Source organism: Streptomyces sp. NPDC001530 (genome assembly GCF_042894545.1).
GTDB lineage: Bacteria > Actinomycetota > Actinomycetes > Streptomycetales > Streptomycetaceae > Streptomyces.
The window spans coordinates 180,168-199,956 of sequence record NZ_JBIAVS010000023.1; the positions used below are offsets into that span (position 1 = coordinate 180,168).

General features: G+C 69.5%; 17 protein-coding genes. 9 read left to right on the forward strand and 8 right to left on the reverse strand.

The window, feature by feature from the left end:
* Positions 1–4: 4 nt before the first annotated feature.
* A complete protein-coding gene (locus ACFY0T_RS39050) occupies positions 5–511 on the forward strand; it encodes a MarR family winged helix-turn-helix transcriptional regulator (protein ID WP_388882114.1) in 507 nt (168 codons plus the stop codon).
* 159 nt (positions 512–670) lie between these two features.
* On the opposite strand, the gene ACFY0T_RS39055 is transcribed toward ACFY0T_RS39050, so the two are convergent.
* From ACFY0T_RS39055 to ACFY0T_RS39065, 3 genes are all read right to left on the reverse strand, one after another.
* On the reverse strand, positions 671–1,633 hold the full coding sequence (locus tag ACFY0T_RS39055) for a lipoprotein (protein ID WP_388882117.1): 963 nt from the start codon (positions 1,631–1,633) through the stop codon (positions 671–673).
* 153 nt (positions 1,634–1,786) lie between these two features.
* Complete coding sequence (locus ACFY0T_RS39060; RefSeq protein ID WP_388882120.1) at positions 1,787–2,050, reverse strand: hypothetical protein; 264 nt, start codon at positions 2,048–2,050, stop codon at positions 1,787–1,789.
* A gap of 945 nt (positions 2,051–2,995) precedes the next feature.
* Entirely contained in the window at positions 2,996–3,865 is an 870-nt protein-coding gene (locus ACFY0T_RS39065; RefSeq protein WP_388882124.1) for a LysR family transcriptional regulator, read from the reverse strand.
* Positions 3,866–3,991: 126 nt separating this feature from the next.
* On the opposite strand from ACFY0T_RS39065, the gene ACFY0T_RS39070 reads away from it, so the two are divergent.
* The gene (locus ACFY0T_RS39070; protein WP_388882127.1) at positions 3,992–5,254 is read left to right on the forward strand and encodes an MFS transporter; all 1,263 of its coding nucleotides are present in this window, start codon (positions 3,992–3,994) and stop codon (positions 5,252–5,254) included.
* Between the two features lie 125 nt (positions 5,255–5,379).
* The gene (locus ACFY0T_RS39075; protein ID WP_388882130.1) at positions 5,380–5,859 is read left to right on the forward strand and encodes a hypothetical protein; all 480 of its coding nucleotides are present in this window, start codon (positions 5,380–5,382) and stop codon (positions 5,857–5,859) included.
* Positions 5,860–5,979: 120 nt separating this feature from the next.
* On the opposite strand, the gene ACFY0T_RS39080 is transcribed toward ACFY0T_RS39075, so the two are convergent.
* On the reverse strand, positions 5,980–7,170 hold the full coding sequence (locus ACFY0T_RS39080; protein ID WP_388882133.1) for a CdaR family transcriptional regulator: 1,191 nt from the start codon (positions 7,168–7,170) through the stop codon (positions 5,980–5,982).
* Between the two features lie 233 nt (positions 7,171–7,403).
* Between ACFY0T_RS39080 and ACFY0T_RS39085 the strand changes: the two genes are divergently transcribed.
* Genes ACFY0T_RS39085 through ACFY0T_RS39100 form a run of 4 tightly spaced genes read left to right on the forward strand, consistent with a single transcriptional unit; the run spans position 7,404 to position 11,166 of the window.
* A complete protein-coding gene (locus ACFY0T_RS39085) occupies positions 7,404–8,324 on the forward strand; it encodes a substrate-binding periplasmic protein (RefSeq protein ID WP_388882136.1) in 921 nt (306 codons plus the stop codon).
* A gap of 9 nt (positions 8,325–8,333) precedes the next feature.
* A complete protein-coding gene (locus ACFY0T_RS39090) occupies positions 8,334–9,089 on the forward strand; it encodes an amino acid ABC transporter permease (RefSeq protein WP_388882139.1) in 756 nt (251 codons plus the stop codon).
* Complete coding sequence (locus ACFY0T_RS39095) at positions 9,086–9,880, forward strand: amino acid ABC transporter ATP-binding protein (RefSeq protein ID WP_388882142.1); 795 nt, start codon at positions 9,086–9,088, stop codon at positions 9,878–9,880. The genes ACFY0T_RS39090 and ACFY0T_RS39095 overlap by 4 nt, the downstream gene beginning before the upstream one ends.
* Positions 9,877–11,166 carry an NAD(P)/FAD-dependent oxidoreductase gene (locus ACFY0T_RS39100; protein ID WP_388882145.1) on the forward strand — a complete coding sequence of 430 codons (1,290 nt, stop codon included), beginning with the start codon at positions 9,877–9,879 and terminating at the stop codon, positions 11,164–11,166. Before ACFY0T_RS39095 ends, ACFY0T_RS39100 begins: the two co-directional genes overlap by 4 nt.
* A gap of 222 nt (positions 11,167–11,388) precedes the next feature.
* On the opposite strand, the gene ACFY0T_RS39105 is transcribed toward ACFY0T_RS39100, so the two are convergent.
* The gene (locus ACFY0T_RS39105; RefSeq protein ID WP_388882148.1) at positions 11,389–12,099 is read right to left on the reverse strand and encodes a hypothetical protein; all 711 of its coding nucleotides are present in this window, start codon (positions 12,097–12,099) and stop codon (positions 11,389–11,391) included.
* A 599-nt stretch (positions 12,100–12,698) separates the two neighbouring features.
* Here ACFY0T_RS39105 and ACFY0T_RS39110 point away from each other — a divergent pair.
* Positions 12,699–14,660, forward strand: coding sequence for a DUF1996 domain-containing protein (locus ACFY0T_RS39110; protein ID WP_388882215.1), 1,962 nt, complete (start codon positions 12,699–12,701; stop codon positions 14,658–14,660).
* Positions 14,661–14,745: 85 nt separating this feature from the next.
* Here the strand turns inward: ACFY0T_RS39110 and ACFY0T_RS39115 are convergent, their stop codons facing one another.
* Positions 14,746–14,886, reverse strand: coding sequence for a hypothetical protein (locus ACFY0T_RS39115; protein WP_388882151.1), 141 nt, complete (start codon positions 14,884–14,886; stop codon positions 14,746–14,748).
* A gap of 61 nt (positions 14,887–14,947) precedes the next feature.
* Complete coding sequence (locus ACFY0T_RS39120; protein ID WP_388882153.1) at positions 14,948–16,420, reverse strand: dihydrolipoyl dehydrogenase family protein; 1,473 nt, start codon at positions 16,418–16,420, stop codon at positions 14,948–14,950.
* 262 nt (positions 16,421–16,682) lie between these two features.
* On the opposite strand from ACFY0T_RS39120, the gene polX reads away from it, so the two are divergent.
* The gene (gene polX, locus ACFY0T_RS39125; protein ID WP_388882156.1) at positions 16,683–18,443 is read left to right on the forward strand and encodes a DNA polymerase/3'-5' exonuclease PolX; all 1,761 of its coding nucleotides are present in this window, start codon (positions 16,683–16,685) and stop codon (positions 18,441–18,443) included.
* A 23-nt stretch (positions 18,444–18,466) separates the two neighbouring features.
* Here the strand turns inward: polX and ACFY0T_RS39130 are convergent, their stop codons facing one another.
* Positions 18,467–19,534, reverse strand: a complete 1,068-nt coding sequence (locus ACFY0T_RS39130) for a glycerophosphodiester phosphodiesterase family protein (RefSeq protein WP_388882159.1) — start codon at positions 19,532–19,534, stop codon at positions 18,467–18,469.
* Positions 19,535–19,789 lie beyond the last annotated feature (255 nt).

Genomic DNA, 19,789 nt, shown 5'->3' on the forward strand with positions numbered 1-19,789 from the left:
GACCATGCCCACGACGCCACGCTGGCTGGATACCGAGGAACGACGAGCCTGGCTCGCCTACGTCGAGTTCTCCACCCTGCTGTCCGACTACCTGAACCGCCAACTGCGCAAGGACGCGGGGATGACGCACGCTGACTACACGCTGCTCGCCCACCTCTCTTCCGTGCCGGACCAGACCCTCACCATGTCCGAGCTGGCCGAGCGTCTGAAGATCACTCGCAGTCGGCTCACCCACGCCGTGACCCGCCTTCAGCAGGTCGGCTACGTGGACCGCCGCGACGACCCCGCAAACCGGCGCAACCAACTCGCCGTGCTCACCGCGCAGGGGCGTCAGCTTCTGGAGGAGGCGGCCCCCGGCCACGTCGAGGCCGTGCGCCGCGCGGTCTTCGACGCGCTGACCCCCGACCAGGTGCGCCAGTTCGCGGAGATCGGCGCGGCGATCAACGCCGCACTTCAGCGCGTGGACGCCGCCCAGGACGATCAGGAGGTGCTGCCCTGGCGTCGGCGTTAGGGAAAGGGGACCAGGAGCGGCGAGCCCTCTCAAGGTCAGTGGGGTCGCCGAGTGGCGTCCGGGTCGACTCGGCCGCAGCGCTCGACAAACCGCCGCGCTCTACTGCTCTCGCGGTGAGGACAAGGCCGCGGGCGAGCGCGGTCGCGGCCAGGCCTGTTTTCACGACCGGTCCTCGAGGATGTCGTGGGCTTTACGGGCCGCGTCGCGGTTCCAGCGGCGCTGTTCCTCCAGCTTGGGCCGGTTCTTGGCGATGAGCTGGTTCTGGATGCGTACGTCGATTGCGTGCACCGTGCGGACGTAGCCGGTCCGCTGCTTGCAGCGGGCGTCGGCGGTCGCGGTCTCCTTCTCGAGGGCGGACGGCTCGTCGGGGTCGTGCCGCCGCTCGGACAGCCTTTCCTCGAGCTCTTGGCGTTCACGGTCTTGACCGATCTCGGCGTCCTTGGGAGTGGCGTAGTGGTAGCCCGCTTTCCGCATGCAGGCCGACCACGCCTTGGCCGCCTTGTTCCAGGCGGGGTCCCGCATGCCCTGCTGGAGGCTCTTGGACTCCAGGTCCAGTACCGGATCCTTCCGGTCCTGGCGATTCGTCCCGTAGATCGTGCGATCCGCTTCACCGAGGCAGCCGCGCTTCGGAATGCGGTGGCCGTGGACCGTCTTCGGATCGTCCCCAACGAACTCGCCGGTGAGCGCGAGGTATTGAGGGAGGGTCCACTTCTTCTCCGGGTAGCGGCGCTGATAGTCGGCCTGCACCGCGTGATAGCCGTACCGCGCGGCCTGCTCGGGGTCCTGAATGCCGTAGCGGAAGTCGTCCGAGGCGTACAGAACGGCCGTCACCACGCCCGTGCCGGCGGGGCGTTGGGGCCAGGCGGGCATGGGGTCGATGACGAGGTTCTTCAGGCCGTCGAACCCGAGACGGACCATGCACTCCTTGGCGAGCGTCCACCGGGCCTTACCGACCGTACGACCGTCGTCGTCGGGCATGTCGTACGCGGCCAGCGGCAGGAACTTCGGGTCGTCCGACGAGGTGGGCCGCGCAGGGGACGCGGGCAGGTCGGCGTGCTGCCCACACGCCGCGAGGGCGATGGCTGAAGCGAGGACCAGGGAAAGGGGGACGGTTCTGCGCATCGGGCCAGCTCATCAGGGCCGGGGACCCCCGACTGTGGTGGAGGCCATAGTTCCGGGTCACAGCCGCGTCACAGGTACGGCACCGATGACCGAGGTGCGCACCGACGAGTCAGGCCCGCCCCTCGGTCTGCCCTGTCCGGCTCGCTCGGGCCCTCACCGGGGGAGGCCGTTCCGCGGATGGTGCGACTGCTGGACCGCAGGACCTTGCTGGAAGAGACCCGCACCAACCCGGACGACGGCCTCGTACGCCTGCGGGACGACGTCACGAGCAAGATCACGCTGCGCATCGACGACGACCCGGTCGCGGATGTGGCGGCCCTGCTGGACAAGGCCTACGCCGAACTCGAAGCGTTCGTCGGGCCGTTCATGGACTGGGCGCGGCAGCGGCTCGCCCGGCGTGCGACGACCGGCGGCCACTGGCGAGCGTGCCTCGCGTGCGCGGCGATGAGGCCTACTGCGAGGACGACGACGAGGACTTCGACCCCGAGTTCCCGGCCCGGAACCCGCCGCGCGAGCCGCGGCAGCATGGGCGACCGCGGCGGCCCGCACCCCGGCTTTGCCGGGCCTCGTCGAGGTCTTCTCGGAGGAGGAGGCGGACTTTGCGGAGGAGCTGTTCTTCCGGCTGCTGGACCGGCTGGGAATCTGAGGGTTGCCGCGAGCAGCGGGTGGGCCGGCCTGCGATGGTCGCGCGGAGGCTGTGGTGCCGTTCCGGACCGGCGGGCAGGTGCAGCAGTCCGGCCAGAGGTCCGCCATCCCGATCGCGCAGCGCTGCGACCCCTCTCGGCCCCAACTGCCCCCGAATTCGGGCTTGCCGTCGTGTTCCCGGGTCTGGCACGATCGCTGCTCCCGTCACTCATTGCAACGGGTGGCGGCCCCAAGGAGGTCCGGTTCACAGACGCTGGCTGTTCATATCGGCGGCCGCGGCGCTCATCACTGACCCCGGCCCGCGTGTCCACGGCCGGTGGCCGGGTGCCTGGCCCTGCCAAACCCCCGGCTACGGAAGGGCTTGACGACATCGGCCTGCCCGGTGGCCCTGCGGAGCTGCGTGAGGGCCGGTCGGGTCCGTCCGCAGGGCGTTCAGGCCGTGGGTTGCGGATCTGTCGTTCGGCGACCGGGTGCTGCCGGGCGGTGGCTCCCAGCCCGTCTTCGACAACACCGTGGTGGCCAAGACCGAGTACCGCAATCCCGGCCACGGCGGCCCGGTGTACGTCTTCGCCACCAGACCCTTCCAGGCGCCGGACGCAAGCACATCGCGTCGGTGACATTGCCGGAGTACGCGAACCTGCACCTGTTCGGCGCCGGAGTCGACTGAGCGGGGTGGCGGGGCGGCGGCGTTGAGGCAGGCTGTCACGCGCGGCGCCGTCAGGGGATGTGCCGCAGTAGGGCGGCGACTGCCGGCGGCGCCTCGCCCCGGGGCCGTACGACCATGACGTTCCAGTGCGGCGCGTGGCGTTCGATCCGGTGCGCGGTCAGGTCGGGGAAGCGCGCGGCGATCGACTTGGGCATGATGCAGACGCCCAGATCGTGGCGGACGAGTTCGGCCGCCGCCACGATGTCGTTGACCTCGAAGGTCGTGTCGCGCTCGACGAGAGCGGCACGGAACGCGCGGTCGACGGCATGACGGACCGCCCAGCCGGGAGCGAAGTCCACCAGGGGAAGCCGTGCCACCTCCTCGAGTGCGACCTTCCCCTCGTCCCCCGTTGCGGTGAGGTCCCGCCGGGGAGAGGCCACCAGCACCATCTCCTCCCGGGCAAGCCGGCGGGTGACCAGCCCCCGTTGCTGCAGCCGGTCGAGGGCGACCACGGCCAGGTCCACTGCCCCGTCGCGCAGCGCCTGACGAATGTCGACCACCGCGGCCTGCCGGAGCCGGACCACCACTCCGGGGTGCTCCGCCCGCAACGCGGCCAGGGCGTGGGGGAGGCCGGCCCAGACGCCCTGCATCGTGCCGACCGTCACCGTGCCCCGCAGTTGCCCCTGAACGGCGTCCACCGCCGTCCGCGCCTGTTCCGCCGCGCGCAGCGCCGTACGCGCGGCCGGTACGAAAGCCTCGCCGGCCGGCGTCAGGGCCACTCGGTGCGTGGTGCGGTCGAACAGCCGCGAGCCCAGCTCCCGCTCCAGCGCGCGCACCGTGCTCGACACGGCGGACTGGACGACGTGGAGCCGCTGCGCCGCGGCCGTGAATCCGCCCTCTTCGGCGACGGCGACAACGACTTCCATCTGTCGCAGGTCCATGGCGGATCATCTCCTAGAGAGATAACAGTCTTCGTCCATTATCGCTCCGAGTGCGGAAGGTCGGCCTCTCGGTCGGGGTTGACCTGGTCACGTAGCCACCTGCGGGATCCGTCGAAGGAGAGGCTCATGACCGTGTTTCCCACCAGGACAACCCCGGCGCAGGGAGGGAGCGCCCGAGCGACGGGGGCCGGGGGAGGCGTCACACGGCGTCACTCGGCCGCCCGTCATCAAGCGGGCTTCTGGCTCGTCGCCGCGACCTTCACCCTGACCATGGCCTTCTCCACCGTGCCCACCCCGCTCTACCCGCTGTACCAGCGGGCTGACGGGTTCGGTCCGTTCGTTGTCACCATCGTCTTCGCCACCTACGCCGTCGGCGTGCTGACGGCACTCTTCCTCGCCGGACACCTGTCGGACTGGTTCGGGCGCAGAAAGGTCCTGCTTCCGGCGATCGTGCTCAGCATCGGCTCCGCCGCGATCTTCGTGAGCTGGTCCTCCGTCCCCGCCCTGCTCGTGGCCCGCCTGCTGTCGGGACTGAGCGTGGGACTGCTGACGGCGACGGCCACCGCCCACCTGGACGACCTGCACCGGCTGGCCCGGCCCGGCGCCTCGCCCCTTCGCGCCAACGTGGTGGCCACGGGTGCCAACCTGGGCGGGCTGGGGCTCGGGACACTGATCTCCGGGGTCCTGGCGGAGCACGTTCCGGCCCCGCTGCACACGCCGTACCTGATCTTCCTCGGGCTGTTCGTCCTCGGAGCGCTGGCGGTGGTCCTGGCGCCGGAGACCGTGGAGCGGCCCGAGCCCCGGCCGCGTTACCGCCCCCAGCGCGTCAGCGTTCCCGATCACGCCCGCCCCGCGTTCTTCGCCGCGGCCGGCGCGGCTCTGATCGCCTTCGCGGTCTTCGGTCTGTTCACCTCGTTGACGCCGGTCGTCCTCAGGGATCTGAACGTCGCTTCCCCGACCGTCACCGGACTCGCGGCCTTCCTGGTCTTCGCCTCGGCCGCGCTGGCCCAGATCCTGCTCGCCCGCCTGGGCACCCGCACCCAGCTGCTCGTGGGCCTGGGGTCCCTCGCGGTCGGCATGGTCGTCCTGACCACGGCGGTCTGGGCCGCCGACCTCCCGCTGTTCCTCGTCGGTGGCGTGGTCTCCGGTGCGGCGGCCGGTACGGCCTTCAAGGGCAGCGTCAGTAGGGTGCTCTCGCTGGCCGTGCCCGAGCGCCGCGGAGAGACGCTCACCGGACTCTTCCTCGCCGCCTATCTGGGGCTGTCCCTGCCGGTACTGGGCCTGGGACTGGCCGTACAGACCGTGCCGGTCCGTGACGCCGTGCTGGTCTTCGCCGGCCTCGTCACCGTCCTGGCAGTCCTGCTGGCACGCCGGTTCGCCCGTCGATGAAGAATGTCGAGCCCGTCGATGGAGACGTCAAGAGGGGGGCGTCGGGACCCGGTTGCCGGAGGTTACAACCGGTAGGCAGCGAAAGGCCTGGTGTAGGCCGCGTTGGTTCAGACAAGCTGCCGCGCATGAACTGGATACCCCTGCTCTCCACACTCACCGGCGCCGTTATCGGTATCGCTGCGACTCTGATCGCCGATCGCAACCGGTGGCGGCGCGAGGAGACCCGGCATGCCCTGGAAGTGCGACGCGAGGTGTACACGGAGTTCGTCTCCGCGCTCAAGGCAGCCGGTGAGGACATGCGTGCCGTCGCACTGGGCGATCACATGTCCGAGTCGGCGCGTGAGGCGGCGGTGCGGGAAGCCTTCCGCGGCACCGGCCTGTACACGGCGAGCGAACGCCTTTGGCTCGTGGGTCCGCAGCAGGTCGTGACAGCTGGGAATGAGGCGTTTCACAGCCTGCGCCGGATGCGCGATGCCTACGCCCGGGGAGTCGCTGTCGACTCCGCTGAGGGCGTGCCCCTGATCGCACAACGTCGAACGGCCATGGCCCGGATGCGCGAACTCATGCGTAAGGACCTGGGAGTCGGGCCCCTGGGGATCGAATGACCGCCGATCGCCCCCAACGCTGATTGAGTGGACTTTCAACGGCACGAAGTGAGTTGATTCGTGTGTTCGCGGGCGGCAGTACGTCACGCGCGATGAGAGCGATGGCCGGGGCGGGCCGGCTCAATCCTCATCGACGCCACCGGCCAGTTGATCCGCCAGGCAGGCGAGGTACAGAGCCATGGTGGTTCGGTGCTCACGCAGCGGGCGGCCGGTGATCTGCTCGATCTTGTTCATTCGGTAGATGACCGTGTTGCGGTGGATGTGCAGGGCTGCCGAGGCCCGGACGAGGTTGAAGCCGTTCTCGCACCAGGCGGTGATCGTGTCGCGGAGCGCCGGCCAGTCCGTCTGGGCGCGCAGGTCGGCTGTGGTGAGCTCGAGCAGGCGGTTGCGTGCGGGCTGCCCCACCGCCGCCAGGAGTTGGTGGACCCGTAGATCGGTGATGACGTGGACGGAGGAACCGCCCGTCAGGCGGGCGCCCAGGCGGAGTCCGTCGCATGCGTCCTGGTAGGAGTCGTGCAGACCACCGACGGAGGTGGCCGGCTCGCCGATGCCCGCGCGAGCGGTGAGACCGTCCTGTGCGGCGATGACGTCAGTGAGCCGCTGGCAGGCGCCGACCAAGGACGCTGTCGGGTGCTGGGCGGGGAGCCGGTGCAGGACGCCGATCCAGCCGGGAGCCGTGGAAGCGACGATGTCCTGGGGGTCGGCGAACACCTCGCGGACGGTTCGGAGCAGTTCCGAGCGGACCAGTGCCATGTCCTGCGTACGGGCGCTGCGGCGTCGGGCGGCCGCGCTGGGCACGGTCACCTCGATGGCCACCGCGGCCCGTTGCAGTCGCAGGTCGAAGCCGAGTTCGGCGGCACGGAACATCAGGAACTCGCCCTCGACGACTTGTGGGTCGTACGAAGCGATGTCGGCGAGCAGTGTCTCCGAGGCCCGCTCGGCGAGCAGGCGGGAGCGCAGCATCACGGACTCCCGGAGCAGGATCTCCGTCTGACGCTTCACCAGGAGGCCGAAGCGGCGCACCTGGGCGGGTGTTCCGGTGATCCCGACCGTCCCCACGGCCCGTCCACCCGTGACCAGGGGCAGGGTGACTCCGGGCCGCACGCCGCGCAGTTTGTGAGCCTGCGAGGCGCTGTGGGTGGCGGGCTCCTGGGTGCGGACGACCTCGACGGACGCCTCGTGGAAGGAGCCGACCCGGCTGCTGTCACCGCTGCCGATGACCATGCCCTCCGCATCGGTGATCAGCACGTTGAAGCCGATGACGGCCGAGGTGTCCGCGGCGATCTCCTGGGCGAGTGACGGGCTCAGCACGGGTGTTCCTCCCGCCGGGGGATGGGCCGGGTTTGGGCGCACCGTACAGGGGACCGCGCGATTTCGGCCACAACTTCATACGGAGTGACCGGTGACGCGCGCCGAGCCGGTCTCTAGCGTATGGGCCCAATCAACATCCCCGCCGGGGGCACAGTGCGGTGAACGGCGGGTTCCTTCAGCGCCCGGACGGAAGGCCCAAGCCGATGACCCGTGCACGTCCCCTCGCATCCGCTTTGTTCGCAATACTGCTGCTTTCATCCGTCGCCTCCTGCGGTTCCGGCAGCGACGACGCCCCGAAGAACGTGTCCGCGAAGACCGCCGCGCTGGGCACCCTCACACCCGGCGTCATCAAGGTGGCCGTCCAGCCGTACGCGCCCTACACCAGCGTCCAGGGCGGCAAGATCGTCGGCCTGGACGGCGACATCCTCACCTACGTCGCCAAGAAGCTGGGCCTCCAAGTCAAGCCCCAGGTAACCGACTTCGCCGGCATGCTCGCCGGGGTGCAGTCGCGCCGGGTGGACATCACCATCGGGGGCGTCGCCTGGTCCGCCGACCGGCAGAAGCAGGGACTGTTCACCGACCCGCCCTACTACTCGCCGCCGGCGATGGCCGTGCGCAGCGGTAAGACGTACAAGACGGTCGACGACCTGAAGGGCCGGAGTCTGGGCACGGTCGAGGGCTATGTCTGGGTCAAGTCGATCCAGTCCGTCCCCGGGGCCAAGCTGCACGCCTACCCGGATGCCAACGGCGTCTTCGACGACCTCGGCGCCGGCCGCGTCGACGTCGGCTTCCTCGACCCGCTGATCATCATCGCGGCGCAGAAGCAGCGCCCGGACCTGAAGATCAGCACGGAGTACCTGACACCGCCGACCGCCGCCGAGGTCAAGGCGAAGCCCGCCTACCAGTACTTCCTGCCGTATCAGACCGGCTTCTACCTCCCCAAGAAGGCCACCAAGTTGGAGAAGGCGATCTCCGCACAGATCGACGCCATGTACACCAACGGCGAGATGGCAAAACTCGTCAAGAAGTACGGCGGTGATCCCGAGCAGTTCCTCAAGCCGGTCGCCGATGTGGCCACCGCTCGGCGCGGCGTGGACCGGCCCAGCGACTGGACGCCGCCGTCCATAGGACAGCTCGGACAGCTCGGTCAGTGAGGGGATGACATGTCCGGTCTCTTCCAAGTCCCCTGGTCCGACTACCGCTCCGACCTGCTCGACGCGCTCGGACGCACCGTCTCCTACACAGTGGTCAGCTTCGTCGGCGCGGTGCTGCTCGGCCTGGCGGTGGCGCTGCTCCGGCTGAGTAGGACGTGGCCCGCGCGCATGGTCGCCGCCGTGTACACCGAGGTGTTCAAGAACGTCCCGCTCCTGGCCATCATCTTCTTGACCTACTTCGGACTGGCCTCGGCCGGGATCCGGCTGGACGTGTTCACCGCGGGCTGTCTCAGCCTGATCGTCTTCTACGCCGCCTATCTGTCCGAGATCTTCCGCTCCGCGATCAGCGGGGTACACGCCGGGCAGACAGAGGCCGGTGAGGCGCTCGGCCTGGGCAGGGTGGGCATCTTCGCCCATGTCGTCCTGCCGCAGGCCGTCCGGCAGGCGCTGCCCGGCACCAACACCATGCTGGTCGACCTGCTGAAGTCCACCTCGCTGCTCGTCACCGTCTCCGCCGCCGAGTTGATGTCGGAGGGGCGGCTCATCACCTCGGCCACCTTCCGTGCGCTGGAGGTGTATCTGGTCATCTCCGCCGTCTACTTCGCCCTGTGCTATCCGCTCTCCCAGCTGCTCCTGCTCCTGGAGAGGAAGGTACGGGCGGGCGTTCCGCTGTCCCCGTGGCGACGGCGGCGCGTGCGAGCGGCTCGTGCGCTGCTCGCCGCCGATCTCGGCGCGGGAGCCGACCGGAAGGAGGCGGCGGTATGACCGAGCCCGTCACCACGGCGAAATCCGTTCCACCCCTCTCCAGCGAGGCGGTCGTACGGATCGAGGGGCTGAGCAAGTCCTTCGACGGCCGTCTGGTGCTCGACAACGTGAACCTGGAGGTCGACGGCGGCCGCATCGTCAGCGTCATCGGACAGAGCGGCGGCGGCAAGACGACCCTGATGCGCTGCGTCAACCTGCTGGAACGACCCGACCGGGGCACGGTCGAGGTCGTCGGCGAAGTGGTGCACAGCGGCGGCCGGACCGTCTGCCGGGACCTGCCCCGGCTGCGTCGCACCGTCGGCATGGTCTTCCAGAAGTTCCACCTCTTCCCGCACCTCACGGCCGTGGAGAACATCGTCCTCGCCCAGCGCAAGGCGGGCGTCGCGGAGCAGGAGGCACTGGAGCGGGCCGTCGCCCTGCTGCGGCGGGTCGGCGTCGCGCACCGCGGTCTCGCCCAGCCGGACCAGCTCTCCGGCGGAGAGCAGCAGCGGGTCGCCATCGCACGGGCGCTCGCGCTCAGGCCCGAAGTGCTGCTCTTCGACGAACCCACCTCTTCCCTGGATCCGGAGGCCACCCGCGAGGTACTGAGCGTGATGCGGGAGCTGGCCGCGGACGGCATGACGATGCTGCTGGTCACCCACGAACTGCCCTTCGCCCGCGAGGTGTCCGACCATGTTGTCTTCGTCGACGGCGGCCGGATCGTGGAAGAGGGCCGGCCCCAGGACGTCCTCGACCACCCCGCCCAGGCCCGGACCCGGGAGTTCCTTGCCGCGTACGGATCCACGTCGTGAGCGGCACACCCGGTCTGGCCGGCGACGGCCCCGTGGTGGTGGTCGGCGGCGGCGTCGTGGGACTGTGCGCCGCGTACTACCTGGCCCAGGCGGGCCTTCCGGTCGAGGTCGTCGAGCGGCGTGGCCTGGGCTCCGGGGCGTCCCGGGGCAACGCCGGCTGGATCTGCCTCAGCCATTCGACACCCGTCCCGGCCCCGGGAGTTGTGCGCTACGCGCTCCGCTCACTGGGCCGACCCGACTCGCCCCTGTATCTGCGGCCCCTTCCCGATCCGGCGTTCGTACGCTGGCTGTGGCGGTTCTGGCGCAGCAGCACACCGACCGCCTTCCGGCGCGGCTACGCGGCGATCGCCGAGCTGAACCGCACCACCTTCGAGCTCTTCGACGGCCTGCGCGGGGCCGGTGTCGAAACGACCCTGACCCGTCCCGGCATGGTGCACGCCTTCCTGTCACCGGCCGCGGCCCGTCACCACCTCGCGCTCCAACGGGAGATGGCGGACGGCCGCTACCCGATGCCCGACGAGGTCGTCACGGGTGACGCGGCCCGCCTCCTGGACGAGGCGCTGTCCCCGCGGGTGCGCGCGGCGTACCTGGTCGAGGGAGAGGGCGTGGTCGACCCCGAGGCGTTCGCCCGCGGGCTCGGCGAGGCACTGGCCGCATCAGGGGTGAAGATCCACGAGGATACGGAGGTCATCGGGTTCCGTACCACCGAGGGGCGCGTCACCGCGCTGCGCACCGCACAGGGCGAGATTCCCTGCGCGGCCGCCGTCATCGCGGCCGGCATGCGCTCCGCACGCCTGCTCAGCTCGCTGGGACAGCCGCTGCCGCTCCAGGCCGGCAAGGGCTACAGCTTCTCGGTGGCCCTGGACCCGGCGCCCCGGCACACGCTGTACTTCGGCGAACGCCGGGCCGTCGCCTCACCGATCGGCAACACCACACGGATCGGCGGCACGATGGAGCTGAGCGGCAACAACAACCGCCTCGACTGGCGCCGCGTCGTCGCCGTCGCGCTCGCCAGCCGGCACTACCTGGGCCACTGGTTCGACGACCCGGACGACCTCGTCGGCCTGATCCGCGATCCCTGGGTCGCAGGACGGCCCTTCCTGCCCGACGGGCTCCCGGTCATCGACCGCGTACCGGGATACGGCAACGCCTTCGCGGCCACCGGCCACGGCATGCTCGGCGTCACTCTGGGCCCTGTCACCGGCCACCAGCTCACCGAATACGTCCGCACCGGCCGCCGCCCGGAGGCCCTTACACCGTTCCGCTTCGACCGACAACGCCGGTGATCGGGAGGTCTCCAGCAGCGAACCCGCCCGCGAACTGAGGCCGTCGGCCTGCGACGGGTTTCCCGAGCTCCGCTCGCTCACGGCTGCCGAAGATCAACAGTACGGCGCGCAGTGCCGGTGCCGAGTGCCTCAGCGGCGGCAGGGCGCCAACACGGCTCCGGGCCAAAGTCGTTCCGGCGACCTCGGCGCCGTACGCCAAAGCCAACGGCACCGGGGCCGACGTCATGGTGCGGACTCCTCGATCGGCTCCGTCGGTGGCGTAGCCGGCAGTTCGGCCTCCGGGCCGCAACCCAGCTCCTCACTGAACTTCAGGGCCACGGAGTGGACCACGGTGACCATGTCGACAGCCTGCCGGCGGGCATCGCCGCGGAAGGGCCAGTGGACCTTGAGTGCCATCCGTACCGAGCTCCTCCCCATGCCCTGACAGTGGAAGTCGAGCCATGCGCTACGCCCAAACCCGCCGGGCCTGGCCCCCGCGACGGCGAAGGTTTCGGTGGTCTCTCCCATACCGAAATACAGGTAGCCCTCTTCGCTCGATCTCTGCGTCACGGGGTACGAGGCAGTGCCGACCCAGATGTCGGCGGCCATCTTCAACTCTGCCGGAGCGAGCGGTGCCGGGGTGTAGAGCGTGCAGAAATCCTCGCCGTCGTCATCCCATCCCCGCACGCTGTCAGCAGCCTCCACGAGCGAGGCGTGCACCCCCCGGTACTCCTGCACGTGCCTGCGTCCGGTGAGGCGTACCAGAGCTTCAGCGGCAGGCCCGTTCAGCGAAGAGTCGCAGAGCCGGGCCCATCCCGGCGGCCTGGGACCCTGCTCGGCGCTCGTTGCCCGCACAGAACCGGTCGTGGCCAGACTCAGGATCAAGACAAGGCCGCACGCCACCGGCGCCCGATGGCGCAAGCTGCCGACGCGGCTCCGCGCATCATCGTTCATGCCCCAGCACCCTCCGGACGTCGTAGTGATGCCCCACCCGCTCACATCCCCGAAGCGGGCCCCAACCGCAACGTGGATCAACGGCCACAGCGTAATCACTACTTGACTCTCACGCCGCTTCAGTCCGCCGCAGACCTGGCGCATCCTCCGACAGATCGGCTGGACGGTGCAGGGCTGGTCGCGCCGGGCCGCCGGGCGCAAGGACTTCGCCCTCGTGCCGACAGGTGGCCGTGATCGGGCCGGCCGCCGACTGCCAACCGGGGCCGATGGTAAAGACGTTGGCGGTCCCGTCGGCCCGGGAGCATCGCCGGCGAGTGCTGCGGTGCTCCGGCCGCTCCCGCCCCCGCCAGGCTGAACGACGGGTGCGCCGAGCTGCGGGCGACCATCCGGCTGACGTTGCCCTGGCAGTGCGTACGGCGCGGTTGCTATCAGGTTGCTGTGAATTCGTGAGGCGATTGAACACTGCCGGGCTGGTTTCCGTATGGGGCGGGGGATTTTCATGCCAGTCGACCACTAGGCGTAGGGGTACTTCCTTGAGACGCAGCAGGCGCAGACGCCCAACGGGCGCACGGCGCGCGACCTTTGCAGCGGTCGCGCTGATGTTGGGCGGCGGGGGGCTGGTGGCGGCGAACGTCTACGCTTCCGCGACCGAAGGCGGCTTCGGCGAGTCGGCCCAGCAGTCGAACCCGAGCGGAAGCGATCAGCTTCCGGCGTCGGGAACAGTCACGATCGACTGCCCCGACGTCGGCCAGAAACTGACCAACGTGCCCAGCGCGGCGAAGTCGCAGGTGGACGCGGAGCTGGCGACGCTCGACCAGCAGATCACCGAGGCGTACACCCGGCTGGCCGCGACGCGGCAGGCGCAGGCGAATGACGGGAACTACGTCCAGAACGCGATCCTCGGGCCGCTCAAGGACAAGCGGACCGACGTCATGGGCCGGATCAAGGCCGATTACCAGCAGGTGGGCGGCACTGCCCCGGACTCGATCGACGGCCTTGCGAACTGCACCGCAATGACGGCCGATCCGGCCCAGAACGCCTCAGGTAGCCAGGGCGACAACGGCCAGCAGAGCACTGGTGGTCAGGCCACCGGCGGTCAGGCCAGCGGCGGTCAAGCCACCGGTGGTCCCGTTGCTTCGGACTTCGTCGACATCACGACGGTCGCGCCGAACGTCCCGGCGAAGCCCGACACGACCCGCGACGCCTCGACCGGTACGTTCACCACGCTGTGCGGTGCGAACGCGAACGGGAACCACAACACCGACAACGTGATCGTGGCGCCCGGCGTGGCCAACGGCGCGCACCACCTGCACGACTACGTCGGCAACCAGAAGGTCGACGCGTTCTCCAGCAACGACACGTTCCTCCAGGGCGGAACCAGCTGCGAGAACAAGGACGACCTGTCGGCGTACTACTGGCCGGTGGTCCGTGTCCAGGACGGTACGCAGGACTTCGACCAGAACGCCGACGGCGGTGGCAAGGAAGGCAACGTCGGCAAGATCCTCGTGGCCAAGCAGGCGCAGATCGAGTACGTCGGCAGCCCGACCGGCAAGGTCGTCGCGATGCCGCAGTTCCTGCGCATCATCACCGGTGACGCGAAGGCCTTCACCAACGGCCCGGGCAACGCCAACGCGCACTGGAGCTGCACCGGCTTCGAGAACAAGGTGCAGCTGACGGACAAGTACCCGATCTGCCCGCAGGGCAGCGACGTGGTCCGGACCTTCGCCTTCCAGAGCTGCTGGGACGGTCAGAACATCGACAGCGCCAACCACCGCACGCACGTCGCGTTCGCCGACGCCAACGGCAACTGCGCAGGCGGCTTCAAGGCGATCCCGCAGCTGACGATGCGCCTGGTGTACAGCGTGCCGCAGCCGGTCATCCAGAACGGCCAGGTGAAGAACGCCTACGCGGTCGACGGCTTCCCGGAGCAGCTGCACAAACCGATCACCGACCACGACGACTTCATCAGCGTCATGACCGGGAACCTGATGAACCAGGTGGTCGACTGCATCAACTCCGGTCGTGACTGCGGCGCCGGTGCCGGTGAGCAGCCGCAGGACACGCCGTCCCCGTCTCCTGACGCCTCGTCCGGCGGCAGCGCCGGGGCCGACCCCGGTAACTCCGGGGGCGAGCAGTCGGCGCAGCCCCCCACCACGTCGCCGGGCACGGCACCTTCGGGCGACGGCGGCGGCGTGGGCGGCGACTACGACGACCACGAGAGTGCGACTCCCAAGGTCTCTGCCAGCCCTAAGGTCTCTGCCAGCCCTAAGGTCTCTGCCAGTCCTAAGGCCTATGCGACGCCCTCTTCCGCCGGGACCGATGCGGCCGTTCAGCCGCAGAACGGCTCGGACGACGAACCCAGCAGCGGGAGCGGGGCAGCCGTCGGCACTCAGACGCCGTCCGCGGGCGGGGACGCTCCGTCAGCCGGGTCGCAGACGGAGCCTCAGGCGGTCACGGGCGGGCTGGCCGAGACCGGCACGCACCTTTGGCCGGCCGCGGCCGGAACGGTTCTCATGATCCTGGGCTTGGTGTTCTTGCTCCGTACCAGGCGACGTTTCTGACGCCCAGATCCGTCCAGGATCCGGGAGATGACGGAAGCGGGCTGAGGGGCGGCGCCGTACCTCGCCGGGTGCGGCGCCTGCCAGGTCAGCCCGCAGTTACGTCGACGTAGTCACCAGCGGCGTTGGCCGCTCCGGTCGCGCTGGTTCCGGCGAAGCTCCAGCGCCAGTAGCCGTCCGCGACGGCGGTCGTGGTGGTGTTGAGGGTGCCGACGTTACCGCTGGTCACTGTCACCGCGATCGGGAAGCCGGCGGTCGCCAGGGAGTGAGCCCCTCGGACCGGGGGCGTCTCAGCCGCCGGGTGCCGCATGGCGCTGCGAGCGCACTGTCTCCAGGAGGCGTAGCCAGATCTCGCTGGCTGTGGGATAGCTGGGCACGACGTGCCACAGGGTGGCCAGGGGGATGCGTCCCACGATCGCCGTGGTCGCCGAGTGCACGAGTTCGGCGATGCCGGCGCCGACGAACGTCGCCCCCACCACCAGATCGCCCGCACGGTCGATCACGAGTTTGGCCCGGCCGTGGTAGTCGGAGCGCATGACGTAGGTTCCGGCGAGCGCGCCGAGGTCGTACTCGACGACCTCGACATCGACCCCCGCCTCCCGCGCCTGCTGCTCGGTTGCGCCCGCGCTGCCGACCTCGGGGGTGGTGAAGACGACTTGGGGCAACCCGATGTGTCCCGCCGCGGCGGACGGCAGGTCGGCCGAGCCGTCGGCTCGTGCCGCGATGACCTCTCCGGCGATACGTGCCTGGTATTTGCCCATGTGGGTGAGGAGCGCGCGGCCGCATACGTCGCCGATGGCGTACAGCCAGCTGCCGGGCGCTCCTTGCACACCCTGGTGGTCATCGACGTCCAGATACCCACCAGGAGACAGGCCGACGGTTTCCAGGCCGATGTCGTCGGTGTTCGGGGTGCGCCCGGCAGCCACGACGACCTCGTCGGCCACGATGACCGTACCGTCGTCGAGGGTCACACTCACCTCACCGCCGTGTACGCGGCCTTGGCCCGTGTCACGGGCGTCGGAGCGCTGCACGTGGGACATGCTGCGTCCGGTGCGCAGCTGCACCCCTCCGTCCGTCAGCTCCGCACCGACGAGCGTCCCCGCGAACGGTTCGTACCGGGCGAGCAGCCGTTCGCCGCGATGGACGACCGTCACCTCGGCTCCCAGCCCGCGCAGCCAGGTGGCGGCCTCGCAGGCGACCACGCCGCCGCCCAGGATGACCACCCGACGTGGCACTTCACGCATCGTGGTCACATCGCGTGAGGTCCACGGCAGCGCCGCGCGCAGGCCCGGAACATCCGGTACGGCCGGCGAGGAACCGGTGTCGAGGACCACGGCATGCCTGGCCGTCAGCGTCGTGGCCGAACCGTCCGGACGGCTCACCGCGACCGTGCGCTCACCGGCCAGCCGCCCATAGCCGCGCACCACGTCGATCCCGGTGTTCAGAGCCCAAGTCACCTGGGAGGTGTCGTCCAGCTCGTTGATCACGGTGTCGCGCCGGGCAAGTACCCCGGCGGGGTCCAGCTGGGTCGATACGCCTGACAGGTGGGCGGCCGCGTCCACCACCTCCACCGGCCGGAGCAATGCCTTGCTGGGCATGCACGCCCAATACGAGCACTCGCCGCCGAGCAGACTGTTCTCCACGAGCACCGAGGACAGGCCGGAGAACTGGCTTGCGTACTGGGCGGCGTTCTCACCAGCGGCAGCGCCGCCGAGCACGATCACATCCCACTCGGAGCGGTTCGGGTCCACGGTTGCGGTCATGAGATCCTCCCCAATCGCCCGTCCGCTGAGACGGCGGTGTGCGGAATGTGGTGAAAGCGGGTGCCGCGGGGGACGGCGACGTGCGGGCGCAGGCGGATGGTGAGGCGCCGCGACCTGAAGCCAGCCTATGGGCCACGGCGCTTTGTTGCTCGACGGTGTGTGCCCGTGGCCTCGGCCTTCCGACGCAGGCTCCTATGACGGACAGAATGGGGGCGCGGCGGTCGGCGGGAGGCGTCGGCCGGACTGTGCCTACTCTGGAGGTGTGGCTCGGTCCAACGACGAGGTCGCCGCACTGTTCCACGAATACGCGGACCTGATCTCGATCACCGGAGGAGACGCGTTCAAGGCACGTGTCTATGAGAAGGCTGCCCGGGCGATCGGCGGCCATCACGCCGACGTGTCCACGCTCGACGTCAAGGGCCTCCAGCAGATCCCCGGTGTCGGCAAGTCGATCGCCGAGAAGATCGTCGAGTACTTCTCCACCGGCAGCGTGTCCGCGATCGAGAAGGTGCGGGCGAGAATCCCCGCCGGCGTCCGGCAGCTGACGGCCATCCCCACGCTCGGCCCGAAGAAGGCGTTGGTGGTGTACGAGGAGCTGGGCATCTCCTCGATCGACGAGCTGGTCGACGCCATCCACGAAGAGCGACTGCGCGACCTGAAGGGCTTCGGGCCCAAGACCGAGGAGAACATCCTCCACGGCGTCGAACTCCTCAAGTCTTCCGGGGACCGCGTCGGGCTCGACGTCGGCATGGACCTCGCGGAGGACATCGCCGCCGAGCTGTCCGGGGTGACCGACTGCCGGCAGTGCGCGTACGCCGGGTCGCTGCGGCGCTTCCGCGAGACGATCGGCGACATCGACGTGCTCGCCGCGGCCAAGAAGTCGGCGCCGCTCATGGCGGCGTTCACCGAGCTGCCGTTCGTCACGGAGGTCATCGCGCACGGCGAGACCAAGACCTCCATCCGCACCACCAAGGGCCTCGCCGTCGACCTGCGCGTCGTACCGCCGGAGTCCTGGGGAGCCGCGCTGCAGTACTTCACCGGCGCGAAGGCGCACAACATCCGCACCCGCGAGCTGGCCGTGCACCAGAAGCTCAAGCTGTCCGAGTACGGGCTGTTCGACGTCGAGAGCGGCAAGAAGATCGTCTCCGAGACGGAGGAGGAGGTGTACGCCCGGCTCGGCCTGCCGTGGATCCCGCCGACGCTGCGCGAGGACCGCGGCGAGATCGAGGCCGGACTGCGCGGCGAGCTGCCCGACCTGGTGGCGGAGGCGGACATCCGGGGCGACCTGCACACGCACACCGACCTCACCGACGGCCTCGCCCCGCTGGAGGAGATGGTGGAAGCGGCCGCCGAGCGCGGCTATGCCTACTACGCGATCACCGACCACGGCCCGAACCTCTACATGCAGCGGATGACCGACGAGCGCATGCTGGAACAGCGCGGGCGCGTACGGGAACTCGACGGGGAGTACGGCAGGCGTGGCAAGCGCGGGGGGATGCGGCTGCTGCACGGCGCGGAGCTGAACATCGACCCCGACGGCGAGGTGGACTGGCCGGAGGAGTTCCTGGCCGCCTTCGACCTGTGCGTGGCCTCGGTGCACTCGCACTTCAACCAGGGGCGGGCGGAGCTGACCCGCCGGATCGTACGGGCCTGCGAGAACCCGTACGTCAACATCATCGGCCACCCCACCACCCGCATCATCGGCAAGCGTCCGGGCATCGACGCCGACCTCGACGCGATCTTCGCCGCCTGTGCGCGCACCGGCACCGCCCTGGAGATCAACGCCCATCCGGACCGGCTCGACCTGCGCGACGAGGACATCCTGCGGGCCGGGCGACACGGTGTGAAGTTCGCGATCGACAGCGACGCCCACGCCGCCCTCCACCTGGCCAACATGCGTTACGGCGTGGGCACGGCGCAGCGCGGCTGGCTCACCAAGGAGGACGTGATCAACACCTGGCCGTTGACGCGGCTGCGCCGCTTCCTGGACAAAGGGCGGACGAAGCGGCGCTCCGCGGCGTAACGGCTGCAGCCTCTCGTCCGGGGTCAGCGAGGCTGGTACGCCTTGGGGAGGCGCATGCCGCGCTCGGCCATGATCTGCCGGACGCGGTTGGGGTAGTTGGTGATGATGCCGTCGACGCCCATGTCCATGAGCGCCTCGACGGTGGCCGGATCGTCGCAGGTCCACGGGACGACCTTCAGGCCCCTGGCGTGTGCCTCGGAGATCATCGTCCGGTCGGAGTAGAAGCGGAAGCCGGGATCGCCGACCTTGCCGCTCTGCGGGAAGCCGTAGTTGGGGGAGAGGGCCCTGACACCGGGAATCGTGGCGGCCGCCTTCACGAAGTCGCCGCCGTAGTCGTCGGCGTCGATCCCGCCGAGCCACGGGGAGGCACCGGGCTTGCCGACCTGGAGGAAGTCGTAGTTCGTGAGCGCGACCAGCGGCCACTTCGGCGCCAGTTTGTGCATCGCCTTCAACGCGCCCCAGTCGAAGGACTGGATGGTGACCTGGTCCTCGATGCCCGAGGCGTGGATCTCCTCGTAGACCCGACGCACGAACAGCTCGCGCGGCGCGGTCTGTTCGGGCGCGCCCGCCTCGACCTTCGTCTCGATGTTCAGCGTGACCTGCTGGGCGTGGTAGCTCTTGACCAGGTTCAGGACGTCCTTCAACTCGACCATCCGGAAGCCCTTGACCACCTCCTGCTCGGGGAAACCGGGCAGCTGCTGGTAACCGCAGTCCATCGTCTTGATCTGAGCCAGCGTCAAGTCCTTGATGTATTTCCCGACGTACGGGAACATCGGGTCGCCCGGCGTGACCGGCGCCGTGTCACGGCACTTCACGGCGCTGACCTGCCGGTCGTGGTTGACGACGACCTTCTCGTCCTTGGTGATCTGGGTGTCCAGCTCCAGGGTGGACACGCCGAGGCGCAGCGCCTTGCCGAATCCCTCCAGCGACTCTTCGGTCGTCATGCCGATGCCGCCGCGGTGGGCCTGCAGATCGAAGTGGGTCTTCTGAGGCGGCACGCCCGAACTGTCGTACGTCATCGCATGGGCGGCCACCGGAGAGGCGAGCACCGGTACCAGCAGCAGGCCGGCGAGGAAGTGTCTTGAGGACATCGAAACCTCACTGTGTTGGGTTGGGGGGCCAGAAGACGCTAGTTCGGTCCCCCGCGAGCTCAACGGCCTGGACATGATGGCGGCGTGAATGCTGTGAGAACGCCATGGCCCGGTCCCCCGGCACGCCCAGTCCCCTTCGGCAGAGTCCACGGCGATTCGATTCAGCTGGGGTGATCGAGCGGTGCGTGGGATGTCGGCGAGGTGAGCGGTGTGGATGATGACTCGTGGGGTACGCGGTGACAGGTGAGAAGCACG

Excerpts from the sequence above, each read along its gene's own strand:
- ACFY0T_RS39050 (WP_388882114.1), top strand. The coding sequence starts at position 5 with ATGCCCACGACGCCACGCTGGCTGGATACCGAGGAACGACGAGCCTGG.
- ACFY0T_RS39055 (WP_388882117.1), bottom strand. The coding sequence starts at position 1,633 with ATGCGCAGAACCGTCCCCCTTTCCCTGGTCCTCGCTTCAGCCATCGCC.
- ACFY0T_RS39065 (WP_388882124.1), bottom strand. The coding sequence starts at position 3,865 with ATGGACCTGCGACAGATGGAAGTCGTTGTCGCCGTCGCCGAAGAGGGC.
- ACFY0T_RS39070 (WP_388882127.1), top strand. The coding sequence starts at position 3,992 with ATGACCGTGTTTCCCACCAGGACAACCCCGGCGCAGGGAGGGAGCGCC.
- ACFY0T_RS39075 (WP_388882130.1), top strand. The coding sequence starts at position 5,380 with ATGAACTGGATACCCCTGCTCTCCACACTCACCGGCGCCGTTATCGGT.
- ACFY0T_RS39090 (WP_388882139.1), top strand. The coding sequence starts at position 8,334 with ATGTCCGGTCTCTTCCAAGTCCCCTGGTCCGACTACCGCTCCGACCTG.
- ACFY0T_RS39095 (WP_388882142.1), top strand. The coding sequence starts at position 9,086 with ATGACCGAGCCCGTCACCACGGCGAAATCCGTTCCACCCCTCTCCAGC.
- ACFY0T_RS39105 (WP_388882148.1), bottom strand. The coding sequence starts at position 12,099 with ATGAACGATGATGCGCGGAGCCGCGTCGGCAGCTTGCGCCATCGGGCG.
- ACFY0T_RS39110 (WP_388882215.1), top strand. The coding sequence starts at position 12,699 with ATGTTGGGCGGCGGGGGGCTGGTGGCGGCGAACGTCTACGCTTCCGCG.
- ACFY0T_RS39120 (WP_388882153.1), bottom strand. The coding sequence starts at position 16,420 with ATGACCGCAACCGTGGACCCGAACCGCTCCGAGTGGGATGTGATCGTG.
- ACFY0T_RS39130 (WP_388882159.1), bottom strand. The coding sequence starts at position 19,534 with ATGTCCTCAAGACACTTCCTCGCCGGCCTGCTGCTGGTACCGGTGCTC.